Here is a 19,133-nt window from a genome sequence, read left to right on the forward strand (position 1 = left end):
ATCCGCTCACCGGAGTGGTCGGATGATGCAGATGGAGACCGTCTCCACTCGGCTTACCGAGACGGTCGAGGACGTCAGGCCGATCCGCATGGCTGACGATCACCGTTGGGCGCTCGCGGAGATTGATCGCTACGTCGCCGAGGAGCCTGCCGTCGGGACACCCGACGGCAATCGGTTCGAGGTTCTCTCCATCTTGATCGCAGCCCACGAAGAGCGGACCTTCCCGATCGCCGAGGCCGATCCGATCGAGATCCTGCAGTTCGCCTTCGCCGCTATGGGCCACGCGCAGGCGGAGCTGGGGCACCCGCTCGGCTCGCGGGCATGCGCATCGGAGATCCTGAGCCGGAAAAGCCCCCTCACCCTCGCCCGGATCCGCATCATCAGCGAGGCCTGGCATCTGCCGATCGCGGTGCTGGCGGCGCCCTAGCGTCTCGACGACGGCGCCGCCTGAAGTCCGTCAGCCCTCGATCGGCCCAAGCGCGTACCCGAAGCCGGGCATCTCGCAGCCGCCGGACGCGGCGGGACGAGCTCGGCTGTCAATCCCGGCCGTGATGCAGAGGCCGACGCTGCGCCAGCGCCGGTCGTAGCGCGGCCGATCGTCCTCCTCGACCGGCGGCGGTGGCGGCGGCGGGCGCCGACGCGGGCGGTCGTCATCGTCGTAGGGCGGCGGTGGAGGCGGTGGCCGGCGGCGCCAATCGTCCTCCGGCGGCGGGGGTGGCGGGGGTGGCCGGCGGCGACGGTCGTATTCGTAGCGATCCGGTCCAGGGCGGCCGAACACGTAGACATCCGCGTCGGGACCGACCTGCGCGCGCACCGGGGCGGCGAGCAGCGGCGCCAGGGTCAGGGCAGCCAGTGCCGCGAGCGAGATCCGTTTCACCATCGTCGTCCTGCCTCGAATCGTCTCGGTCGTCCTGAGGGCCCCAGGCAGCGTGATGAGGCCGGATGCCACGGCCGGAACCGCCTTCCCGGATGCGGGCGTTGCCCGAACCCGGTCTGGCCGCTACCTACGCCCTGCCGTGGGGCCGCCGCCGTCGCCCGCGCCTACCTATCCCCGAGGATCCTTTCATGGAGCTGCTCAAGCTCGCCGCCCTCGATACCGAGGATCTGACCGTGATCTCCGCGCACCTCCAGGACGCGATCCTGCGCCCGGAGGACCTGACCTACCTGAGCGGCGAGCATCGCTTCCTGATGGTCGTACGGCGTTTCGACTGGACGCCCGACGCCCCGCCGCGGCGGCGGCTGGCCGGCCTGCATGTCGAGCGCGTCCTCAGCGTGAAGACCCGTGGGCTGGCTCCGGGCGACACCACGCCGATGAGCCTGCTCGCACTCACCTTCGAGGCGACCGACTCGCCGTCGGGCCATATCGACATGGTGTTCTCCGGCGGCGCGGCGGTGCGGCTCGAGGTCGAGTGCATCGAGGTCCGGATGAAGGATCTCGGTCCGGTCTGGGAGGCGGTCGCCCGCCCCGGCCACGCGATCGACTCGACGACCGATGCGGTGACCGCCCCCGGCCCGGCGGCCTGAGACAGACGAAAGACATCCGATGGTCCGGCTCGACAGCTCAACCCCGAACTTCGCCGCCGATTTCGCGCGGCTGCTCACCCTGAAGCGCGAGATCGCGGAGGATGTCGACGAGGCGGTGCGCGGCATCATCGGCGAGGTCGTCGCCCGGGGCGACGCCGCCCTGGTCGAGTTCACCCGCCGCTTCGACCGGCTCGGCGCGGACTTCTCCGCCGAGGCCCTGCGGATCACCGAGGCCGAAATCGATGCGGCCGTGGCGTCCTGCCCGGACGAGGCGATGACGGCGCTGCGCCTCGCCGCCGAGCGGATCGAGGCGTTCCACGCGCAGCAGAAGCCCCAGGATCATCGGGCAACCGACGCGCTCGGCGTCACCGCCGGCTGGCGCTGGACGGCGCTGGAATCGGTCGGCCTCTACGTTCCCGGCGGGACGGCGAGCTATCCGTCGTCGGTCCTCATGAACGGCGTGCCGGCGCGGGTGGCGGGGGTGCCGCGGATCGTCATGGTGGTGCCGACGCCCGACAACATCCTCAATCCCCTGGTGCTGGCCGCAGCCCGCCTGTCCGGGGTCCACGAGGTCTATCGGGTCGGCGGCGCTCAGGCGGTGGCGGCGCTGGCCTACGGCACCGCGTCCATCGCCCCGGTCGCCAAGATCGTCGGCCCCGGCAACGCCTGGGTGGCCGCGGCCAAGCGTCGGGTGTTCGGCCAGGTCGGGATCGACATGATCGCCGGCCCGTCCGAGGTGCTGATCCTCGCCGACGGCCATGCCAATCCCGACTGGATTGCCGCCGACCTCCTGGCCCAGGCCGAGCACGACACCGCCGCCCAATCGGTGCTGATCACCGACAGCCCGGAACTCGCCGAGGCGGTGGAAGCTGCCGTCGAGCGCGCGCTGACCACCCTGCCCCGGGCCGAGATCGCCCGGGCGAGCTGGCGCGATTACGGCGCGATCATCCGGGTCCGGGATTTCGACGAGGCGGTCCCGCTGGTCGACCGGATCGCCCCCGAGCACCTGGAAATCGAGACCCAGGATGCCGAGGCGCTGTCGTTCAGGATCCGCAACGCCGGCGCGATCTTCCTCGGCTCCCACACCCCGGAGGCGATCGGCGACTATGTCGGCGGCCCGAATCACGTGCTGCCCACCGCCCGCTCGGCCCGGTTCTCCTCGGGCCTCGGCGTCCTGGATTTCCTGAAACGAACCACCATCCTGGCCTGCACGCCGGAGAGCTTGCGGGCGCTGGGCCCGGCAGCGATAACGCTCGGCCGGTCGGAGGGTCTGGAGGGTCATGCCCGCTCCGTCGCGATCCGGTTGAACTTGTGAGGTCTTGGGGATGGCCGAGAAGCAGCGCGGGCCGAACCGCCTCGCCAAGGTAAGCCTGGACGAGGCATCCATCGCCCGCGGCAACCCGGATCAGGAGCACGAACGGGCGATCGCGCTATTCGACATCCTGGAGGACAACGTCTTCGCGATTCCGGGCCACGAGGGGCCCTACATGCTGACGCTCGGCCTCGTCGAGAACAAACTGTCCTTCGCGATCAGCACGGTGGACGGCGAGCCGGTGATGACGCACCTCCTGTCGCTGACGCCGTTCCGGCGGGTGATCCGCGACTACGAGATGATCTGCGAGAGCTACTACAACGCGATCCGTACCGCCTCGCCGTCGCAGATCGAGGCGATCGACATGGGCCGGCGCGGCCTGCACAACGAAGCGTCGGACACGCTCAAGCAGCGCCTCGACGGCAAGGTCGACCTCGACCACGACACGGCGCGCCGCCTGTTTACGCTGATCTTCGCCCTGCACTGGAAGGGCTAGGGCGCCGTCCGGCCCCGAACGGCGATGGTTGAGCCTTTCCCCGAGATCGCCCCGAAGAAGCGGCGGGTCCAGTCGGTCCTGTTCATGTGCAACTTCAATGCGGTGCGCTCGGCCGCGGCCGAGGCGATCGCACGGGCCTATTTCGGCAAATCCACCTACGTGCAGTCGGCCGGCGTGCGCTCGGGCGAGCCCACCGATCCGTTCATGGTCGCGGCGCTCGACGAGGTCGGCATCGACGCGAGCCGGCATCGCCCCCGCACCGTCGAGCAATTGGAGGATTGGGAAGGGCTGAACTTCGACCTGATCATCACCCTCTCGCCGGAGGCGCACCACCGGGCCCTCGACCTGACCCACACGCTCGCGGCCGATGTCGAGTACTGGCCGACGCCGGACCCGACCCTGTTGCAGGACGCCTCCCGGGAGCAGCGCCTGGACGCCTACCGGGACGTGCGCGACGGGCTCACCCGGCGCATCAAGGCGCGGCTGAAGGGCTAGCCGTCATCCGCTCGACCCGCGACAGCAGGCAGCCGGGCCGCGCGGTGTGGACGTTGACGAAGGCCGTGCGCGGATCGCCGAGGGCGCGCAGCAGCGGCGCGTCGATCTCGGCACCGGGACAGACGTGGCCGAGATCGTACAGGCAGAGATCCGCCGCGTCGTAGGCCCGGACCGACACCAGGGTGTTGGCGCGGAGGATCGGTGCGACGACATCCGCCGTGACGAAGCTTCCACAGGACCGCGCGTGCAGGAAGATCGGGCTCGGGGCCCAGTAGATGCCGCGCGGACGCCCAAAATCGTAGGACCCGAGCAGCATCGGCTCGCCTGGATCGGCGCAGCACAGGCATTGCCGACAGGGAAACCCGCTGGAGTCGGTCGCCGTGACCGTCCGCACCGGGTTATCGAAATCGTCGCGCCCGCTCCGGCGGAAGCGCTCCGCGATCTCGGTGCCGATCGGCACGCAGCGGTATCGGGTCATGAGGCTCTCCTGGTCCTCGGAAACCGTGCCGGCTCCGGGGGAGAGAAAGCGTCCCGCTCCTTGCTGCCGATGTCAGGCCGAGCGGGCAAGCAGCACCGGACCCCCATGCCACGCCTCTGACACTTCCTGCGACATGTAACATCGTACAAGTCATTCAAAATGCGCAATGTTTCGCAAATCTCTCCAACCGTATATGCTCACAAATCGTATTGTTCCGGGAAAATTCCATGTCGCGCGCTCGAATTGCTGCAGCCTCTGTCTGCGCATTTATTTCTCAATGCGGGCCATCACTTGCTCAGTGGAGCGCTTCGGGCGGATTGTTGAATATATCGATCACGAAAAGCTGCTCTGAGACGTCCGGTAATATCGCGACGTCCAAATCCGACGGCCTTTTACTGTGTCCGACCCGGATCAGTCTGGTCGAGTCCCAGGTCAACGGCGCCAGTCACTTCTACATCGTCCATGCCTATGGCCTTCTCGCCATCCGAAACAACTCGGAACGGCTGGCAGATTGCTGGGCGGCCCATCAACTCGCCAACGCGCCCAACGGCCTGCACTACATCAAGCAGTGGATCACGCACTGGAGCAATTACGGTGTGACCCAGTCGACGTTCGGCACGCCTGCACAGAGGATCGCCAATGTCCGGTCGTGCTGCGCCTGCGGTATCTAGCGTCCCAACGCCCTGCCCGGCCCCGGACGCCGGCGTGAGCGATTGCTGGGTGGATCTCCGAGCGGCGCCGGATCCAACCCATCACCCCCGGCTGCTGATCAGCCAGGCCCGGAAACGGCCGGCGAGCATCGGCCGGGCTCGGGCGACGTCGTCGCCGTCGAGAAGCGGTGAACGCGCCAGGGCTGCGAGGTAGGCGTCCTCGGCGCTGCGGCAGGCCCGGAACGCGGAATCCGCAGCGAGATCAGGGTCCGTGAGCGCGGCCTGGATCTGGAAGTTGCGGCTGAGGCACTCGCGCCAGCCGGCGTGGCGGGTCTCGGTCTCGCCGCCAGCGCGCACAGGCCCGGAGGCGAGCAGCATTGCAGCCAGCAGCAAGGGCGATGCGAGAGAGGCAGGCGACATGGATCGGGCACTCGGTCCGGAGACAGGGTGACGCCGACAAGGTTAGCGGGAGCTTACGATCAGGTGAAAATCCGGCTGTCCGGATGTGTCCCGCGAATGGCCGACGCGGTGCGCAGGACCGGCCCGATCAGCGGTTGGCGGTGGTGACCGGCGAGGTGACGCCGCCGAGCAAGACCCACGCGGTCGCGTCCTGGCTCTCGCGCTTGATGAACACGTAGCCGGTCTTGTGCCACGGCACGATCGCGTTGGTCTTGTTGTCGAGGACCAGGTCGCCGCGGTCGGTGATCAGGGTCAGGACGGCGTGGCCCTCGCCCTTCTCGTCGATCACCACGGTCATGCGCATCGCCCGGCGGGACAGCCCGGCCTCGGCCAGCAGGTGGCGCTTGAGCAGCTGGAAGTCCTCGCAGTCGCCGATGCCGTCCTCGGCCAGGTCCCAGCGGTCGGCGACGTGGAGGTGCTCCATGTCGGTCTTCGGCTCGACCGACTTGTTCACCCGGCGGTTGACCGAGACGATGGCGGCCCAGACCGCCGGGGTCAGGGTGATGCGCGCCGGCTCGCTCCGGTCCACGGCGCATTCCGCCGCGTAGGACTGGCAGAACGTCACCCAGGCTGCGATCGGCCGCGCCGCGCCCTGGGGCTCGGCCCCGATCTGCGGGGACGGCAGGCTGGCGAAGGTCTGGGCCTGCACCGTACCGGCGCCGAGCCCGGCGAAGCACAGGGCCGCCCAGGCGAAGCCGGCCAGGACGCGACGGCTGCGAGCCACCCGACGCAGCGCAGAGCTGGGAACCGAACTCTGCACCATGGAACCCGCGAACCGCATCGCCGTGACCCAACCGTTAAGCTCTCGTTAACGAAAGCTCTCACGCCGGGGGCCCGGCGGCAATCGGCGGATTAACAAAAGGTTAATGCTGTGCGCAACGCGGATGACGTAGGAATTCTCCGACCTGTGGCGCCCGTGCCTGCAGGTCGGTGAGACCCGCGCGAAAACGTGAAGATGTCCAACGGCATTCGCGTGCCGTGAGCGCCGTTGTCCACCGCCGCCACCTGAAGAACCGGAACGCTAGGGCGGCTGGAGGAACGACATGCGGTGCACAACTGATGCGCTCGCGGCGCTCGCAGTCGCGGGGCTGGTGATCGGGACCCTGGGGGCGGCCCCGGCCTCGGCCGCCAACCCGGACACCCCATCGCCCCCGCAGACGAGCCCTGGCGACCTCAAGAGCGACGGCCCGACGCAGCCGGCCAAGGTCCAGGACGGCCAGTACACCGACAAGAACGGCGATCCGACCTATCACGTCACCGACGGCGGCAAGAAGGTCGATTGGTACACGATGTCGGGGTACCTGCGGTACAACGCCAACTGCATCGTCTGCCACGGCCCGGACGGCATGGGCTCGACCTATGCGCCCTCCCTGGTCGATGCGCTCAAGGGCATGGACTACGCGCACTTCGCCGGCATCATCACCGGCGGCAAGAAGGACGTGAACGCCTCCCAGGAACTGGTCATGCCGGCGTTCGGGGATAACCGGAACGTCATGTGCTACATGCCGGACATCTACACGTATCTGCGCGCCCGCGCGGATGGCGTGGTCGGGCGCAACCGCCCGGCCGATCACGAGGCGAAACCCGCTGCCTTCACGAAGGCGGAAGATGTCTGCATGAAGTGAGCGGCGCCGCGTTTCCACGCGGGTCAGGGCCTCCCAGAGAGACGGCGCAACGCCCCGTTGCGCCGTTCGGTTGTGCACGACATACTCCGCGCAAGACTCTGAAGAGCGAGGCAAAGCTCGCCGAAGGGGGTGTGAGGGGGTGGAACGTGGCTCAAGGAACCGGAGTGCGCCGCCATGCGTGCGGCATCTGGACAGCCTGGACGGAGGCTGCGGCGGCCCCTGAGGCTGTCTCCGAGATCGCGCGGGCGATCGGTACCCCGGCCCTGTCCCAGATCGTCGCCTTCTTCTCGCACGATTACGACCCCGAAATCCTGGCTACCGCCATGGAGAGGCAGTTCCCCGGCGTCCCGATCGCGGGCTGCTCGATGTCGGGGGGCATCGCTCCGGCGGGCGGCCTCGATCGCGGCCTCGTCGTGATCGCCTTCCCGACCGAGCGCTTCCGCATCGTCTCGACCGTGCTCGACGCCATCGACCACCTCGATGTCGAACGCACCGCCTCAGCTGTGCGTGCCCTGCGCCGGACCCTCGATCCGCCGGTGTCCTCCCGCGAAGCCGAAGCGCCCGCCGTCGATCGCCGCTTCGCCCTGTCGCTGATCGATGGGCTCGCCAACGCGGAGGAGACGGTGGTCTCGGCCATCGCCTGGGCACTCGACGGCATCCCGATCGTCGGCGGTTCGGCGGGCGACGACCTGCGCTTCCGGGACGCGGTGCTGCTGCATGGCGGCCGGATCCACCGTAACGCCGCGGTGCTGGTGCTGGTCGAGACGGATTTCCCGTTCGAGATCTTCAAGAGCGACAATTTCGAACCGACCGGGACCAAGTTCGTCGTCACCGCCTCGGACAGCGAGCGGCGCACCGTCCATGAACTCAACGCCGAGCCGGCGGCGCGGGAATACGCCATGGCGATCGGCCTCGATCCCGAGGGCCTGTCGCCGATGAGCTTTGCCGCCTACCCGCTCGCCGTGAAGGTCGGCGGCGAGTATTTCTGCCGCTCGATCCGCCGCATGAACGAGGACGGCTCGCTGAGCTTCTTCTGCGCCATCGACGAGGGCGTGGTGCTGACGCTGGCTGAGCCGCGGGACATCGTGACCTCGACCCGGACCGAGCTGGCCCGCCTCGACACGGTGGTGGGCGGCGTAGACCTGATCATCGGCTTCGAATGCGTCCTGCGCCGGCTCGATGCCGAGAGCCGGCAGGTGGGCCACGGCATCGCCGACCTGTACCGCCGCTACAACGTCGTCGGCTTCGAGACCTTCGGCGAGCAGTACCGGGCGATGCACCTCAACCAGACCTTCACGGGCATCGCGATCGGCAAGGGGCTGACCCGGGGCACGGAGCCCAGCGGCCCGCCGGTCCCGGCCGGATCATGACCCTGCACCCGGGCGGGCTCGAGACCGACGCCTCCCTGCGCCGGCGGATCGAGAAGCTGGAGCGGATCAACGCCGCGCTGATGTCTCACGTCGAGCGCAGCATGGATCAGCGCGGCAGCGCCTACTCGTTGTTCCAGACTGCGATCATGCTGGAAGGCCGCGTCCGCACCCGTACCGAGGAGTTGACCGGACTGATGCACCGCCTGGAGCGCTCGAACGAGGCCCTGGCGGCGGCCAAGGAGGAGGCCGAGACCGCCAACCGCTCGAAGACACGCTTCCTGGCGGCGGCGAGTCACGACCTGCTGCAGCCGGTAAACGCAGCGCGCCTCTCGATCTCGGCGCTGGACGACCTCCCGCTGCTGCCCGAGGCGCGCACCATCGCGGGCCGGGTGGAGCGGGGCCTCCAGACGATCGAGGACCTGATCAAGACGCTCCTGGACATCTCGAAGCTCGATGCCGGCATCGTCCGGCCGCAGTTGCAGCCGGTCTTCCTGCCCGACCTGCTGACCGAGCTGGCGGGGAGCTTCAAGCCGTTCGCGGAGCGCAAGGGCCTGCGGCTCGCCGTGCGCTGCCCGGACCTCACGGTCACCAGCGACGTGATGCTGCTCCAGCGCATCGTCCAGAACCTGGTCTCAAACGCCATCCGCTACACCGGCGCGGGCGGCATCGTGCTCGCGGCGCGGCGCGCTGCCGGCGGAGTCCGGGTGGATGTGTTCGATACCGGCTGCGGCATCGCCGCAGAGGAGCACGACCTGGTCTTCGAGGAGTTCTTCCGGGGCGGCACCCGGACCGGCGCCGCGGAGGAGCCGGGCCTCGGCCTCGGCCTGTCGATCGTGCGGCGCATGGCCCAGGCGCTGGATCATCCTTTGACCCTGGCCTCGCGGCCCGGCCACGGCACCCGGGTGACCCTGGGCCTGCCGCTGAGCCCGATCCCGGCCGCCATCGCGCCGCCGGCCCCCGTGGTGACCCGCCTGTCCGGCGCCCACGTCCTGGCGGTGGAGAACGACGCCGCGACGGCCGACGCCTTGGCACGCCTGCTGCAGAACTGGGACGCCCGGGTCTCGACCTTCCGGGATTTGGCCGGGGTCCGCGCCGCCATGCAGGCCGGAGCCCCGCGGCCCGACATCCTGGTCCTCGACTACCACCTCGACGACGATGCCTGCGGGCTCGACGTCGCCGCGTACCTGAATGACCTCTACGGCGAGGCGCTGCCGGTGATCGTCACAACCGCCGACCATTCCCGCGAGGTCGAGGCGAAGGTTGCACGGTCCGGCGCGGAGTTGCTGCGCAAGCCGATCAAGCCCGCGCAGCTGCGCGCGCTCCTCACCTACATGCTCGCCTGATGCATAGCCGGGCGAACAATCCCGCCGCGCCGTGACATAGGACACACCACGGCCCTCGACGCTGTGCCGCGGCTGCGCGAGAGGGAACCGGCATCCACGGTGCATCCGCGCCCGGATCTCCCCCCGCAACCGACGTCGCCGGCCCTCCGGGACGCCGCAGGAGCGCGCGCATGGCGCAGGTCCCGGCCGGTACAGGCGTCCCCGCCCAGCACGACGGCCTGCCGCCGCGGGAGCGCGTCCTGGCGATGGCGGCGATCGGGCTGGCCATGACCATGGCGGTCCTCGACGGGGCCATCGTCAACGTGGCCTTGCCCGTGATGGCGAAGGACCTGGCGGTGAAGCCCGCCGACGCGATCTTCGTGGTCAACGCCTACCAGATCGCCGTGACGGCGAGCCTCCTGCCCTTCGCATCGCTCGGCGACATCTTCGGCTTCCGCCGGGTCTACCTGCCGGGGCTCGCAGTGTTCGTCGCGGCGTCGCTGGCCTGCGCGCTGGCGCCGAGCCTGCCCTTGCTGATTGCGGGGCGCATCGTCCAGGGGCTCGGCGCCGCGGCGATCATGAGCGTCAACATCGGCTTCGTGCGGTTCATCTATCCGCACCGGATGATCGGCCAGGGGGTCGCCAACGTCGCCCTGGTGGTGGCGGTGGCCTCGGCGGCGGGGCCAACCGTGGCGGCCGCGATCCTGTCCGTGGCGAGCTGGCCCTGGCTGTTCCTGGTCAACGTCCCGGTGGGGCTGCTCGCCCTGGCGGTGGCCACGCGCACCCTGCCGGCGACCCCGGCCAGCGGGCGGCGCTTCGACCTGGTGAGCGCGGTGCTCAACGCGCTAACCTTCGGCCTGCTGATCATCGGCATCGACGGGCTCGGCGACCCCGAGGGCCAAGCGATCGCCGTCGCCGAACTTGTCGGCGCCCTGGTGATCGGCACCGTGTTCGTGCGGCGCCAGATCCGGCTGCCCGCCCCGCTGCTCCCGGTGGACCTCCTGCGGATCCCCGCCTTTGCCCTGTCGATGGCGACCTCGGTGGCCTCCTTCTGCGCCCAGATGGTGTCCTACGTGGCGCTGCCGTTCTACTTCCAGGATGTGCTGCACCTCTCCAGCACCCAGACCGGCTTCCTGCTCACCCCCTGGCCGATCGCGGTGGCCGCGATGGCGCCGATCTCGGGGCGCCTGGCCGACCGCTACCCGCCCGGGCTGCTCGGCGGCATCGGCCTCGCCATGCTGGCGGCCGGCCTCGTCGGCGTGACGCTGTTGCCCGAGTCGCCCGCCACCCTCGACATCGTCTGGCGCCTGACCCTGTGCGGGCTCGGCTTCGGCCTGTTCCAGTCGCCCAACAACAAGGTGATCGTCACTTCGGCGCCTCGGGAGCGCGCCGGCGGGGCAAGCGGCATGCAGTCGACGGCCCGCCTCACCGGGCAGTCGCTCGGCGCCGCCCTCGTGGCGGTGATCTTCGGGCTGACCCACGGGCTGGGCGCCGAACGGGCCGTGACCCTCTCGCTCTCCTGCGCGGTGGCGCTCGCCGCAATCGGCGGCTGCGCCAGCGTCCTGCGGCGGGGTAAGGGCGGTTAGGCGAGCCCGGTATGCCACCGACCGGCCTGGCGCGCGTTGGGCCGAGATCCACAACCCGTGTTCCAAGCCCCGGAGTCTCCGCCCATGGACCTCGACCTCACCGGCAAGAAGGCCCTCGTCACCGGCTCGACCGGCGGCATCGGCTACGCCATCGCCAAGGAGCTCTGCGACCTCGGCGCGGAGGTCGGCGTCAACGGCCGCACCGCCGAGCGGGTCGAAGCGGCGCTGACCAAGCTGCGCGGCGAGACCAAGGCCGGCCGCGCCTTCGCGGCACCGGGCGACGTGGCCACCGCCGAAGGGGTCGATGCTCTCGTCCGGGGGCTGCCCGCGGTCGACATCCTGGTCAACAACACCGGGATCTTCGAGCCGAAGCCGTTCTTCGAGATCCCGGACGCGGACTGGCAGCGCTTCTACGACTTTAACGTGATGAGCGGCGTGCGCCTGTCGCGTGCCTACGCCCCGGCCATGGCCGAGCGCGGCTGGGGCCGCGTGATCTTCATCTCGAGCGAGTCGGGCATCAACACGCCGACCGAGATGGTCCATTACGGGATGACGAAGACCGCGCAGCTCGCGATCTCTCGGGGCCTGGCGCAGACCGTCGCCGGCACCGGCGTGACGGTCAACAGCGTGCTGCCCGGGCCGACCCTGTCGGAAGGCGTCGCCGAGTTCATGAAGCAGATGGCCGGTGGGGCGGCCGACGCCGACCTCGACGCGATGGGCCGTGCCTTCGTGGCCGAGCATCGCCCGTCGTCGCTGATCAAGCGCCTTGCCACGGTGGAGGAGGTTGCGAACCTCGTCGCCTATCTCTGCAGCCCGGCAGCGAGCGCCACGACGGGCGCTGCGCTGCGGGTGGATGGCGGTGTCCTGCAAGGTCTCGCGTAGACCGCATCGAGCGAAACGGTCTTCGGCTCGGGGCCGTCGGGCCCCGTTCGATCGAGAGCCACCGGTCCGGCGAAGGCGCCGGACCCGGGCTTAGACGATCAAGACTTCAGGTGAGCCGCGAGGTGCTTGTTCATCTCGAACATGGAGCACTTGTCCTTGCCGAAGACCTTCTTGAGCTTGTCGTCGGCCAGGATCTCGCGCTTGTTCTCGGGGTTCTGCAGGTTGTGCTTCTTGATGTAGTCCCACACCTTGCTGACCACCTCGCCGCGGGGCAACGGATCGGTGCCGACGATCGCGCCGAGATCGGCAGACGGCTTCAGCGGCTGCTGCAGGGCGTTCGGCTTCGCGCCGGCGGCCTTGGTGGCGGCGGGCTTGGCAGCCTTCGCGGGCGCGGCCTTGGCGGCCTTCGGCTCGTCGGCCTTCGTGGTCTTGGCCGCCTTCGGCGCAGCCTTCTCGGTCTTCGTGGCCATAAACTTCCTCCGGTTCTCGGGCCGCAGGCCGGGGCATGAGCGCCCCACGGCCGAGCCAGCATAGCAGCAACTAAGCGGTGCCGCCGCCGTTCCAAGGGGAAATCGCCTTCGCGGGGGCCTCATCCACAGGGCAGGCGCGGAAATCCACACCGGAAGCCGCCGATCTGCACCGCCGCGAAGAACATTCCGCCGAACCCGCGCGCTCGAAACCTGCTCTTAACGATCAGGCCCGAGAAATACAGTCATGTTTACCCCGGTTCTCGCGCTCGCGCTGCTGCTCGCCACCGGGCTCGTGCTCGGTCTTGGTCTCGGTATCCGGGCCGAGCCGGTCTCGTCCGGCCTGGAACCGCAACGCGGGCTGGTTTGACGGCGCACGGGATTGCCGTGCCGGGCCGCCGGGTCCATGGGCCCGCGAGCATGATCGATCCCATCACATCCACCACCCTGGAAAGCACCGCCCACGTCGTCCAGGTGGCGCTGAGCCCGGTCTTCCTGCTGTCCGGGCTCGCGACGCTGCTCAACGTCTTCGGTGCCCGGCTCGCGCGGGTGGCCGACCAGGCCGAGCGCGTGTCGACGCTGCTGGCTGGAGCCGGCGAGGCCGAGCGGATCATCCTGGGTCAGCGGCTCGACCGGCTTCATACGCGCTCGCTGGCGCTGGACGCGGCGGTGTTCCTGGCCGCGCTCGGCGGCGTCGCGACCTGCGGCTCGGTGCTGACGCTGTTCGTCGGCGCCCTGCGCGACAGCACGGTGGCGAGCCTGCTGTTCGGCCTGTTCGGGACCGCGATCCTGTGCACGCTTTGCGCGCTCATCGCGTTCGGCTTCGAGATGCTGCTGGCCAGCCGCTCGGTCCGGGACCGGATCAACCAGCGCCGGGCCGATGCCGGGATGTTGGCGGATCTCTGAGCCACCGGAACCCGCTCCCGCCCCGGCGTTTAGTGACCAGGGCCGGCGGCACGTCCGGCCCGGTCCGCGTAACCCGGGAGTCACCATGCCGACGGATCTGCCCACCGAGCGTCCCGTGAGAAAGACGGGCTCCCTGGAGCTCGATCCCACCGGCGAGGGCATCGCCATCGACGAGACCGCCCGCCTGATCGCCTCGAACAAGGTCGAGGGCACGGCGGTGTACGACCGCGAGGGAAAGCACCTCGGGGCCGTGTACAACTTCATGGTGGATAAGGTCACCGGCCAGGTCGCCTACGCGGTGCTGGCCTTCGGGGGCTTCCTCGGGCTCGGCGAGAACCACCACCCCCTGCCCTGGAAGGCACTGACCTACAGTACCGAACTCGGCGGCTACGTGGTCGACATCGATCCGGGCAACCTCGCCGGCGCACCGAGCCACGGCCCGGGCGAGGACGCATTCGCCGACCCGAACTACCGCGGGAAGATCGAGGATTATTACGGCGTGCGCGCGCCAACGCTGTGAGCGCAGGGCGCGGGCCATCGACGCTCCACCGGGACGCCTCGTGCCCGCACGGGCTTTTGCCGCCGGCACCCTTGCGGACCGCGACGGGCCACCTCTCCTGCACGGGAGAGGTGGCCCGCGCCCATCACGAGTAGCGCCGCGCCCGCTTCCGGTTACGGTCCTTAGAACTTCCCGCCGAGGCCGACGCTGCCGCCGGGCGACAGCATGGGGCCCATCGAGTTGCTGCCCGCGCCGCCAGCGGCGTTGCCGCCCTCGATGTCCTCGCGCCGGATCCGGCGTTCCCCGGCATTGGCCGATTGCGTCGCGCCGCCGGCGCTGCGCGGGATCGCCAGCTGCTTCGTCGGAGCGGTCTGGAGCGGCTGCCCGTCGGCATCGACCCCGGCGTTGCGGGCCTCGCGGTTGGGCAGGGAGCCGCGCAGCGAGGGCGGCAGCCCGACCTCGGTTTCCGGCATTACGCCGCCCCCGCCGCCGAGCGCCTGACAGCCGGCCACCAGGCTGGCCATGGCGGCGCAGAGCGCGAGGCCGCGCGCAGTGGCACAGACCGACGAGGGGAGGGTCGACATCGTGTAGTCCTCGCAAGGGGCCGCGGTGGTCTCCGCAGCTCGCAAAAGCTTATCGTCGGCTGTCTACGCTCGGGTTGCGGCGAAAACCAGACACATGCGCGCCAGCACCCGTCGCGCGCGTCCGGGAGGGCGTCCGGATCGGACCGGCGCGGAACTTGCCGGCTGGCCCCGACGGTCCATAACTTCGCCCAGGTCCTTCGGCAGGGTGCTGTCCGCAGGCGGGGTCGCGCCGACGGCGGGCCCAAATCCGGCCGATACGGTCGCGGTCTTGCCGGCGCGTCGGCCCGGCCCGGCCCTTCCTCAGAGGACGCAGCGTGTTCAGAACCAACCGGATGATCGCGGCCGTGACGCTCGCCTTTTGGGCGTCGGGCGTTGCGGCGCAGGCCCCGGCCCCCGGGGGCGATGGCGCAGCATCCGGCCAGACCCCGACGCAGGGTCCACCCGCCGCGCAAACGCCGCCCGCCGCCCCGCCGGTGCCTGCTGCCCCGCCTTTGCACCCTGCGCCCCCAGCAGCGGCGCCGCCCGCTGGGGCGCCGACCACCTCCGCCACGCCGGGAGCGCCGTCGAACGCGGCGCAGCAGCAGGGGACCCCGGCCACGGTGCTGGACACCCAGGATTACGAGAGCCTGCTCGGCCGCAGCGTGCGCAGCGCCGGCGGCGACGAGCTGGGGCGCGTCATCGACATCATCATCGACAAGGACGGGCATCCCCGGGCGGCCATCATCGATTTCGGCGGATTCCTGGGTGTCGGCACCCGCAAAATCGCCGTCGATTGGCGCGCCCTGCGCTTCACCCCCGATGGCAACAAAGAGCGCAAGCTATCCGTCGCGCTGAGCCGCAACCAGGTCCGGGTGTCGCCCGAATACAAGGCCGGCGAGCCGATCGTCGTGCTCGGCCCGGCGAGCCCGGCCGCCCCCGTGCCCGAGGGCGAGCAGGCGACGAGCGCGGCCCCGCCGGTCAATCCCGCCGCCCCGGTCGTGTCTGCGCCAACCGTTCCGGCTCCGTCGGTCCCGACGCCGTCCGCCCCGCTTCCCGCCACCCCGCCGGAAAAGGCCCCGGATAAGTGACGGTGGCCCGATTGAAGGCAAGACCCGCCGTTTCCCCCCGCGAGCGCGAGGTGTCCCGACAGGACCCGCGGTCGCGGCCCGTCCGCCTGAAGGATCAGTCGGCCGAAGTCGCGCGCGAGCCGGCCCGGGCGGCCGCGGAGGCCGCACCGGTGGACCGAACGCTCACGGCGGCAAGCCGCCACGGCCTCGACGCCTTCGCGTTCTTCGTCGCCAACCTGCAGACCGGGTTCGGGCCGTTCCTGGCCGTGTACTTCTCGCAGGCGAAGTGGACCCAGTCCGATATCGGCTTCGCCCTCACAGTAGGGAGCCTCGTCGCGCTGCTGGGCCAGGTGCCGGGCGGCGCCTTCGTCGACGTGGTGCGCTCGAAGCGGTTCGCCGCCGCGGTAGCGGTGATCGGCATCTCGGGCAGCGCCTTCGCGCTGGCGATCTGGCCGAGCTTCCCGGTGGTGCTCCTGGCCATGGCGGTGCATTCGGGGGCGAGCTGCGTGCTCACGCCGGCTATCGCGGCGATCAGCATCGGGCTGGTCGGGCGTGCCCGGGCGGGCGAGCGCCTCGGCCGCAACGCGAGCTTCGCGGCGGTCGGCAACGCGCTCGGCGCCGCCGGCATGGGCGCCATCGGCTACTACCTCTCGAACGGAGCGGTGTTCTACCTGACGGCGGCTCTCGTAGTGCCGACGATCATCGCGCTGACGCGAATCCGCGCCGACGAGATCGACGCCAACGTGTTCAAGGATGTGGCCCCCGAGGCGGCCTCCAAGTCGACTTCCACGGCAGCTTCCAAGCCGGCCTCCGCCCAGCCGCCCCGCGCCGCCGGGCAGGACGGCGTGCGGGCGCTGCTGACCAATCGCGGGCTCCTGTGCTTCGCGGCCTGCATGGTCCTGTTCTTCCTCGCGAACGCCGCGATGCTGCCGCTGGTGGGCAGCGTCCTCACCCTGCGGGCGAGCGAGACCGCAACCGCGCTGATCGCGGCCTGCATCATGGTCCCGCAGGCGGTACTCGCCGTGAGCGCCCCCGCGGTCGGCCGGGCCGCCGAGCGGTTCGGCCGCTACCCGGTGCTGCTCCTGGGCTTCGGCGCCTTGCCGGTGCGCGGGTTGATGCTCGCCTACACCACGAACCCCTACGGCCTGGTCGCCATCCAGGTTCTCGACGGGATCTCCGCCTCGGTGCTCGGCGTGATGGTGCCTCTCGTGGTCTCGGATCTCACCCGCGGCACGGGGCGTTTCAACCTTGCGCTCGGCGCGGTCGGCACCGCGATGGGCGTGGGCGCTGCGCTCTCGACGTCGATCGCCGGGATCATGGCGGACCGCCTGGGAAGCCATAGCGCCTTCCTGGGGCTGGCCTTCATGGGCTTCGCGGCCTTCATGCTGGTGGCGCTGATCATGCCCGAGACGCGCCAGCCGGCGGAGGAGGCGTGATCCGCGGCATCGGATTCGCTTGCGTGTATCCGCGCCGCTCAAGCGGCGTTCAGGTTTGAGAGATAAAAGCGCGCGGGAGGTGCGGGCCGGTGCAACATATGGCAACGCTGTCGCGTTGCCGCTGCGGGTCCGATTACGCCCGCGTTGCACTCCGCCTCAGCCCGCACCAGCCAGTGCCGCGTGAATACGGAATGGTCACCGCGATGGAAGAGCTGCACCAATACGCTGAGAGGCCCTTCGCCTTCGTCGGGCGATACCTCCGGCGCCGCTGGGTGCCCCACCTGGTGATCCTGATCTCCGTGCTCGGTGCGGTCGGGTTCTCGGTCTCGACCGACTATGCCCTCAAGGGCGTGGTCGATGCGCTGACCAAGGGTCCCGGCCCGGGCAACACCGTGGTCTGGGGGGCGCTCGCCGTCCTGATCGGATTCATCGCGGCCGACAACATGCTCTGGCGCGTGGCGGCGCTGACCGGGGCCTTCACGTTCGTGGGCGTCACCGGCGACATCCGGCGGGACCTGTTCCGGCACATGACCGGCCATTCGCCGACCTTCTTCTCCGACCGGCAGCCGGGAACCCTGGCGTCGCGCATCACGGCGACCTCGAACGCGATCTTCACGGTCGAGAACATGTTCGTGTTCAACGTGATGCCGCCGACCGTCGCGGCCTTCGGGTCGATCGCCTACATCGCCACCGTCAACACCACCATGGCGGCGATCCTGGCTGGCGTCTTCGCCGCGGTCGTCGTGCTGATGTTCAAGATGGCGGCGGCCGGCAAGCCGCTGCACCACGACTTCGCCGCCAAGGCGGCCTCCGTGGACGGCGAGATGGTCGACCTCGTCGGCAACATGTCGCTCGTGCGAGCGTTCTCGGGCTTCAAGCGCGAGGGCCAGCGCTTCGAGAGCACGATCGCCACGGAGATGCGCGCCCGCCGTTCGTCGCTGCTCTACCTTGAGAAGCTGCGCATCGTGCACGCGGTGCTCACCGTATTGGCGGTGTTCGGCCTGCTCTACTGGGCGATCCAGATGTGGGAGGCCGGCCAGGCGACCAATGGCCAGGTGGTGCTGGTCTGCACGCTCGGCATCCGCATCCTGGCGGCCACCCGCGACCTCGCGGTGGCACTGGTGGACGCGACCCAGCACACCGCCCGCCTGGCGGAGGCGCTGCACACCCTGCTCCAGCCCCACGACCTCGTGGACCATCCGGAAGCCAAGCCGCTCGCCGGCCAGGGTGCCAAGATCGAGTTCGACCACGTCGCCTTCAATTATCCGGACGGGCGCCCGGTCTTCACCGATTTCGACCTCGTGATCGAGCCGGGCCAGAGGGTCGGCCTCGTCGGCAAGTCGGGCGGCGGCAAGTCGACCCTGTTCTCGCTGCTGCAGCGCTTCTACGACGTGAAGACCGGCGAGATCCGCATCAACGGCCAGAAGGTCGAGTTGGTGACCCAGGAATCCCTGCGCGAGGCGATCACGGTCGTCCCGCAGGACGTGTCGATGTTCCACCGCTCGTTGCGCGAGAACATCCGCTACGGCCGGCCGGAGGCCACCGACGAGGAGGTCTGGCAGGCCGCCGAGGCGGCACGCTGCACCGAGTTCATCCAGGCCCTGCCGGAGGGCTTCGACACCATGGTCGGCGACCGCGGCGTGAAACTCTCGGGCGGCCAGCGCCAGCGCATCGCCATCGCGCGGGCCATCCTGAAGAATTCGCCGATCCTGCTGCTCGACGAGGCGACCTCTGCGCTCGACGCGGAATCGGAGCAGGCGATCCGTCAGGCGCTCGCGAACCTCATGAAGGGCCGCACCGTCATCGCCATCGCCCACCGCCTGTCGACGCTTCAGGACTTCGACCGGATCGTAGTGCTGGAAGGCGGCCGCATCATCCAGGACGGCTCGCCAGACAAGCTGACCCATCTCGACGGCTTCTTCCGCGAGCTGATGAAGAAGGAATCGATGTCGATGTCCCTGGCGGCGGCCTGATCGGGGCGCCCGGCGAGGCCCGG

At 69.8% G+C, this 19,133-nt stretch carries 23 protein-coding genes; 17 read left to right on the forward strand and 6 right to left on the reverse strand.

Annotated elements, in window-relative coordinates; translation table 11 throughout:
• The first annotated feature begins 22 nt into the window (after positions 1 to 22).
• Positions 23 to 427: a helix-turn-helix domain-containing protein gene (locus ACYQPG_RS00150; protein ID WP_419830850.1), complete on the forward strand. Its 405-nt coding sequence runs from the start codon at positions 23 to 25 to the stop codon at positions 425 to 427.
• 30 nt (positions 428 to 457) lie between these two features.
• Here ACYQPG_RS00150 and ACYQPG_RS00155 read toward each other — a convergent pair whose 3' ends face one another.
• Positions 458 to 880 carry a hypothetical protein gene (locus tag ACYQPG_RS00155; RefSeq protein ID WP_461229942.1) on the reverse strand — a complete coding sequence of 141 codons (423 nt, stop codon included), beginning with the start codon at positions 878 to 880 and terminating at the stop codon, positions 458 to 460.
• 185 nt (positions 881 to 1,065) lie between these two features.
• Between ACYQPG_RS00155 and ACYQPG_RS00160 the strand changes: the two genes are divergently transcribed.
• Genes ACYQPG_RS00160 through ACYQPG_RS00175 form a run of 4 tightly spaced genes read left to right on the forward strand, consistent with a single transcriptional unit; the run spans position 1,066 to position 3,827 of the window.
• The gene (locus ACYQPG_RS00160) at positions 1,066 to 1,524 is read left to right on the forward strand and encodes a DUF2948 family protein (RefSeq protein WP_147910333.1); all 459 of its coding nucleotides are present in this window, start codon (positions 1,066 to 1,068) and stop codon (positions 1,522 to 1,524) included.
• Positions 1,525 to 1,543: 19 nt separating this feature from the next.
• The gene (gene hisD / locus ACYQPG_RS00165; protein ID WP_461229943.1) at positions 1,544 to 2,839 is read left to right on the forward strand and encodes a histidinol dehydrogenase; all 1,296 of its coding nucleotides are present in this window, start codon (positions 1,544 to 1,546) and stop codon (positions 2,837 to 2,839) included.
• Between the two features lie 10 nt (positions 2,840 to 2,849).
• Positions 2,850 to 3,332: a UPF0262 family protein gene (locus tag ACYQPG_RS00170; RefSeq protein WP_461229944.1), complete on the forward strand. Its 483-nt coding sequence runs from the start codon at positions 2,850 to 2,852 to the stop codon at positions 3,330 to 3,332.
• Positions 3,333 to 3,356: 24 nt separating this feature from the next.
• On the forward strand, positions 3,357 to 3,827 hold the full coding sequence (locus tag ACYQPG_RS00175; RefSeq protein ID WP_147910336.1) for an arsenate-mycothiol transferase ArsC: 471 nt from the start codon (positions 3,357 to 3,359) through the stop codon (positions 3,825 to 3,827).
• Here the strand turns inward: ACYQPG_RS00175 and ACYQPG_RS00180 are convergent.
• Entirely contained in the window at positions 3,805 to 4,305 is a 501-nt protein-coding gene (locus ACYQPG_RS00180) for a DUF1203 domain-containing protein (protein ID WP_147910337.1), read from the reverse strand. The genes ACYQPG_RS00175 and ACYQPG_RS00180 overlap by 23 nt on opposite strands.
• A 227-nt stretch (positions 4,306 to 4,532) precedes the next feature.
• Between ACYQPG_RS00180 and ACYQPG_RS00185 the strand changes: the two genes are divergently transcribed.
• Positions 4,533 to 4,976, forward strand: a complete 444-nt coding sequence (locus ACYQPG_RS00185) for a hypothetical protein (RefSeq protein WP_461229945.1) — start codon at positions 4,533 to 4,535, stop codon at positions 4,974 to 4,976.
• 81 nt (positions 4,977 to 5,057) lie between these two features.
• On the opposite strand, the gene ACYQPG_RS00190 is transcribed toward ACYQPG_RS00185, so the two are convergent.
• Positions 5,058 to 5,375 carry a hypothetical protein gene (locus ACYQPG_RS00190; RefSeq protein WP_419830853.1) on the reverse strand — a complete coding sequence of 106 codons (318 nt, stop codon included), beginning with the start codon at positions 5,373 to 5,375 and terminating at the stop codon, positions 5,058 to 5,060.
• A gap of 127 nt (positions 5,376 to 5,502) precedes the next feature.
• Positions 5,503 to 6,195 carry a transglutaminase-like cysteine peptidase gene (locus ACYQPG_RS00195; protein WP_461229946.1) on the reverse strand — a complete coding sequence of 231 codons (693 nt, stop codon included), beginning with the start codon at positions 6,193 to 6,195 and terminating at the stop codon, positions 5,503 to 5,505.
• 262 nt (positions 6,196 to 6,457) lie between these two features.
• Between ACYQPG_RS00195 and ACYQPG_RS00200 the strand changes: the two genes are divergently transcribed.
• From ACYQPG_RS00200 to ACYQPG_RS00220, 5 genes are all read left to right on the forward strand, one after another.
• Positions 6,458 to 7,039: a c-type cytochrome, methanol metabolism-related gene (locus ACYQPG_RS00200; protein WP_147910341.1), complete on the forward strand. Its 582-nt coding sequence runs from the start codon at positions 6,458 to 6,460 to the stop codon at positions 7,037 to 7,039.
• A 164-nt stretch (positions 7,040 to 7,203) separates the two neighbouring features.
• Positions 7,204 to 8,409 (forward strand): FIST signal transduction protein, encoded by a 1,206-nt coding sequence (locus tag ACYQPG_RS00205; RefSeq protein WP_461229947.1) that lies wholly within the window; start codon positions 7,204 to 7,206, stop codon positions 8,407 to 8,409.
• The gene (locus ACYQPG_RS00210) at positions 8,406 to 9,752 is read left to right on the forward strand and encodes an ATP-binding response regulator (protein ID WP_461229948.1); all 1,347 of its coding nucleotides are present in this window, start codon (positions 8,406 to 8,408) and stop codon (positions 9,750 to 9,752) included. The genes ACYQPG_RS00205 and ACYQPG_RS00210 overlap by 4 nt, the downstream gene beginning before the upstream one ends.
• Positions 9,753 to 9,922: 170 nt before the next feature.
• Entirely contained in the window at positions 9,923 to 11,317 is a 1,395-nt protein-coding gene (locus tag ACYQPG_RS00215; RefSeq protein WP_147910344.1) for an MFS transporter, read from the forward strand.
• Positions 11,318 to 11,401: 84 nt separating this feature from the next.
• Entirely contained in the window at positions 11,402 to 12,199 is a 798-nt protein-coding gene (locus ACYQPG_RS00220) for an SDR family NAD(P)-dependent oxidoreductase (protein WP_461229949.1), read from the forward strand.
• 98 nt (positions 12,200 to 12,297) lie between these two features.
• Here ACYQPG_RS00220 and ACYQPG_RS00225 read toward each other — a convergent pair whose 3' ends face one another.
• A complete protein-coding gene (locus ACYQPG_RS00225; RefSeq protein WP_147910346.1) occupies positions 12,298 to 12,669 on the reverse strand; it encodes an SWIB/MDM2 domain-containing protein in 372 nt (123 codons plus the stop codon).
• Positions 12,670 to 12,913: 244 nt separating this feature from the next.
• Between ACYQPG_RS00225 and ACYQPG_RS00230 the strand changes: the two genes are divergently transcribed.
• The 3 genes from ACYQPG_RS00230 (at position 12,914) to ACYQPG_RS00240 (ending at position 14,092) form a co-directional block, all read left to right on the forward strand.
• A complete protein-coding gene (locus tag ACYQPG_RS00230) occupies positions 12,914 to 13,036 on the forward strand; it encodes a hypothetical protein (RefSeq protein WP_281407111.1) in 123 nt (40 codons plus the stop codon).
• Positions 13,037 to 13,086: 50 nt separating this feature from the next.
• The gene (locus tag ACYQPG_RS00235) at positions 13,087 to 13,572 is read left to right on the forward strand and encodes a DUF2721 domain-containing protein (protein ID WP_147910347.1); all 486 of its coding nucleotides are present in this window, start codon (positions 13,087 to 13,089) and stop codon (positions 13,570 to 13,572) included.
• An 85-nt stretch (positions 13,573 to 13,657) separates the two neighbouring features.
• Complete coding sequence (locus ACYQPG_RS00240) at positions 13,658 to 14,092, forward strand: PRC-barrel domain-containing protein (RefSeq protein WP_147910348.1); 435 nt, start codon at positions 13,658 to 13,660, stop codon at positions 14,090 to 14,092.
• Between the two features lie 161 nt (positions 14,093 to 14,253).
• Here ACYQPG_RS00240 and ACYQPG_RS00245 read toward each other — a convergent pair whose 3' ends face one another.
• Positions 14,254 to 14,655, reverse strand: a complete 402-nt coding sequence (locus ACYQPG_RS00245; protein ID WP_419830857.1) for a hypothetical protein — start codon at positions 14,653 to 14,655, stop codon at positions 14,254 to 14,256.
• A 332-nt stretch (positions 14,656 to 14,987) separates the two neighbouring features.
• Here ACYQPG_RS00245 and ACYQPG_RS00250 point away from each other — a divergent pair, with 332 nt between their 5' ends.
• The 3 genes from ACYQPG_RS00250 (at position 14,988) to ACYQPG_RS00260 (ending at position 19,110) form a co-directional block, all read left to right on the forward strand.
• On the forward strand, positions 14,988 to 15,722 hold the full coding sequence (locus ACYQPG_RS00250) for a PRC-barrel domain-containing protein (RefSeq protein ID WP_461229950.1): 735 nt from the start codon (positions 14,988 to 14,990) through the stop codon (positions 15,720 to 15,722).
• On the forward strand, positions 15,719 to 17,137 hold the full coding sequence (locus ACYQPG_RS00255) for an MFS transporter (protein ID WP_147909347.1): 1,419 nt from the start codon (positions 15,719 to 15,721) through the stop codon (positions 17,135 to 17,137). The genes ACYQPG_RS00250 and ACYQPG_RS00255 overlap by 4 nt, the downstream gene beginning before the upstream one ends.
• 203 nt (positions 17,138 to 17,340) lie before the next feature.
• Positions 17,341 to 19,110: an ABC transporter ATP-binding protein gene (locus ACYQPG_RS00260; RefSeq protein ID WP_461229951.1), complete on the forward strand. Its 1,770-nt coding sequence runs from the start codon at positions 17,341 to 17,343 to the stop codon at positions 19,108 to 19,110.
• Positions 19,111 to 19,133 lie beyond the last annotated feature (23 nt).

It is taken from the genome of Methylobacterium sp. CM6246 (assembly GCF_054818005.1).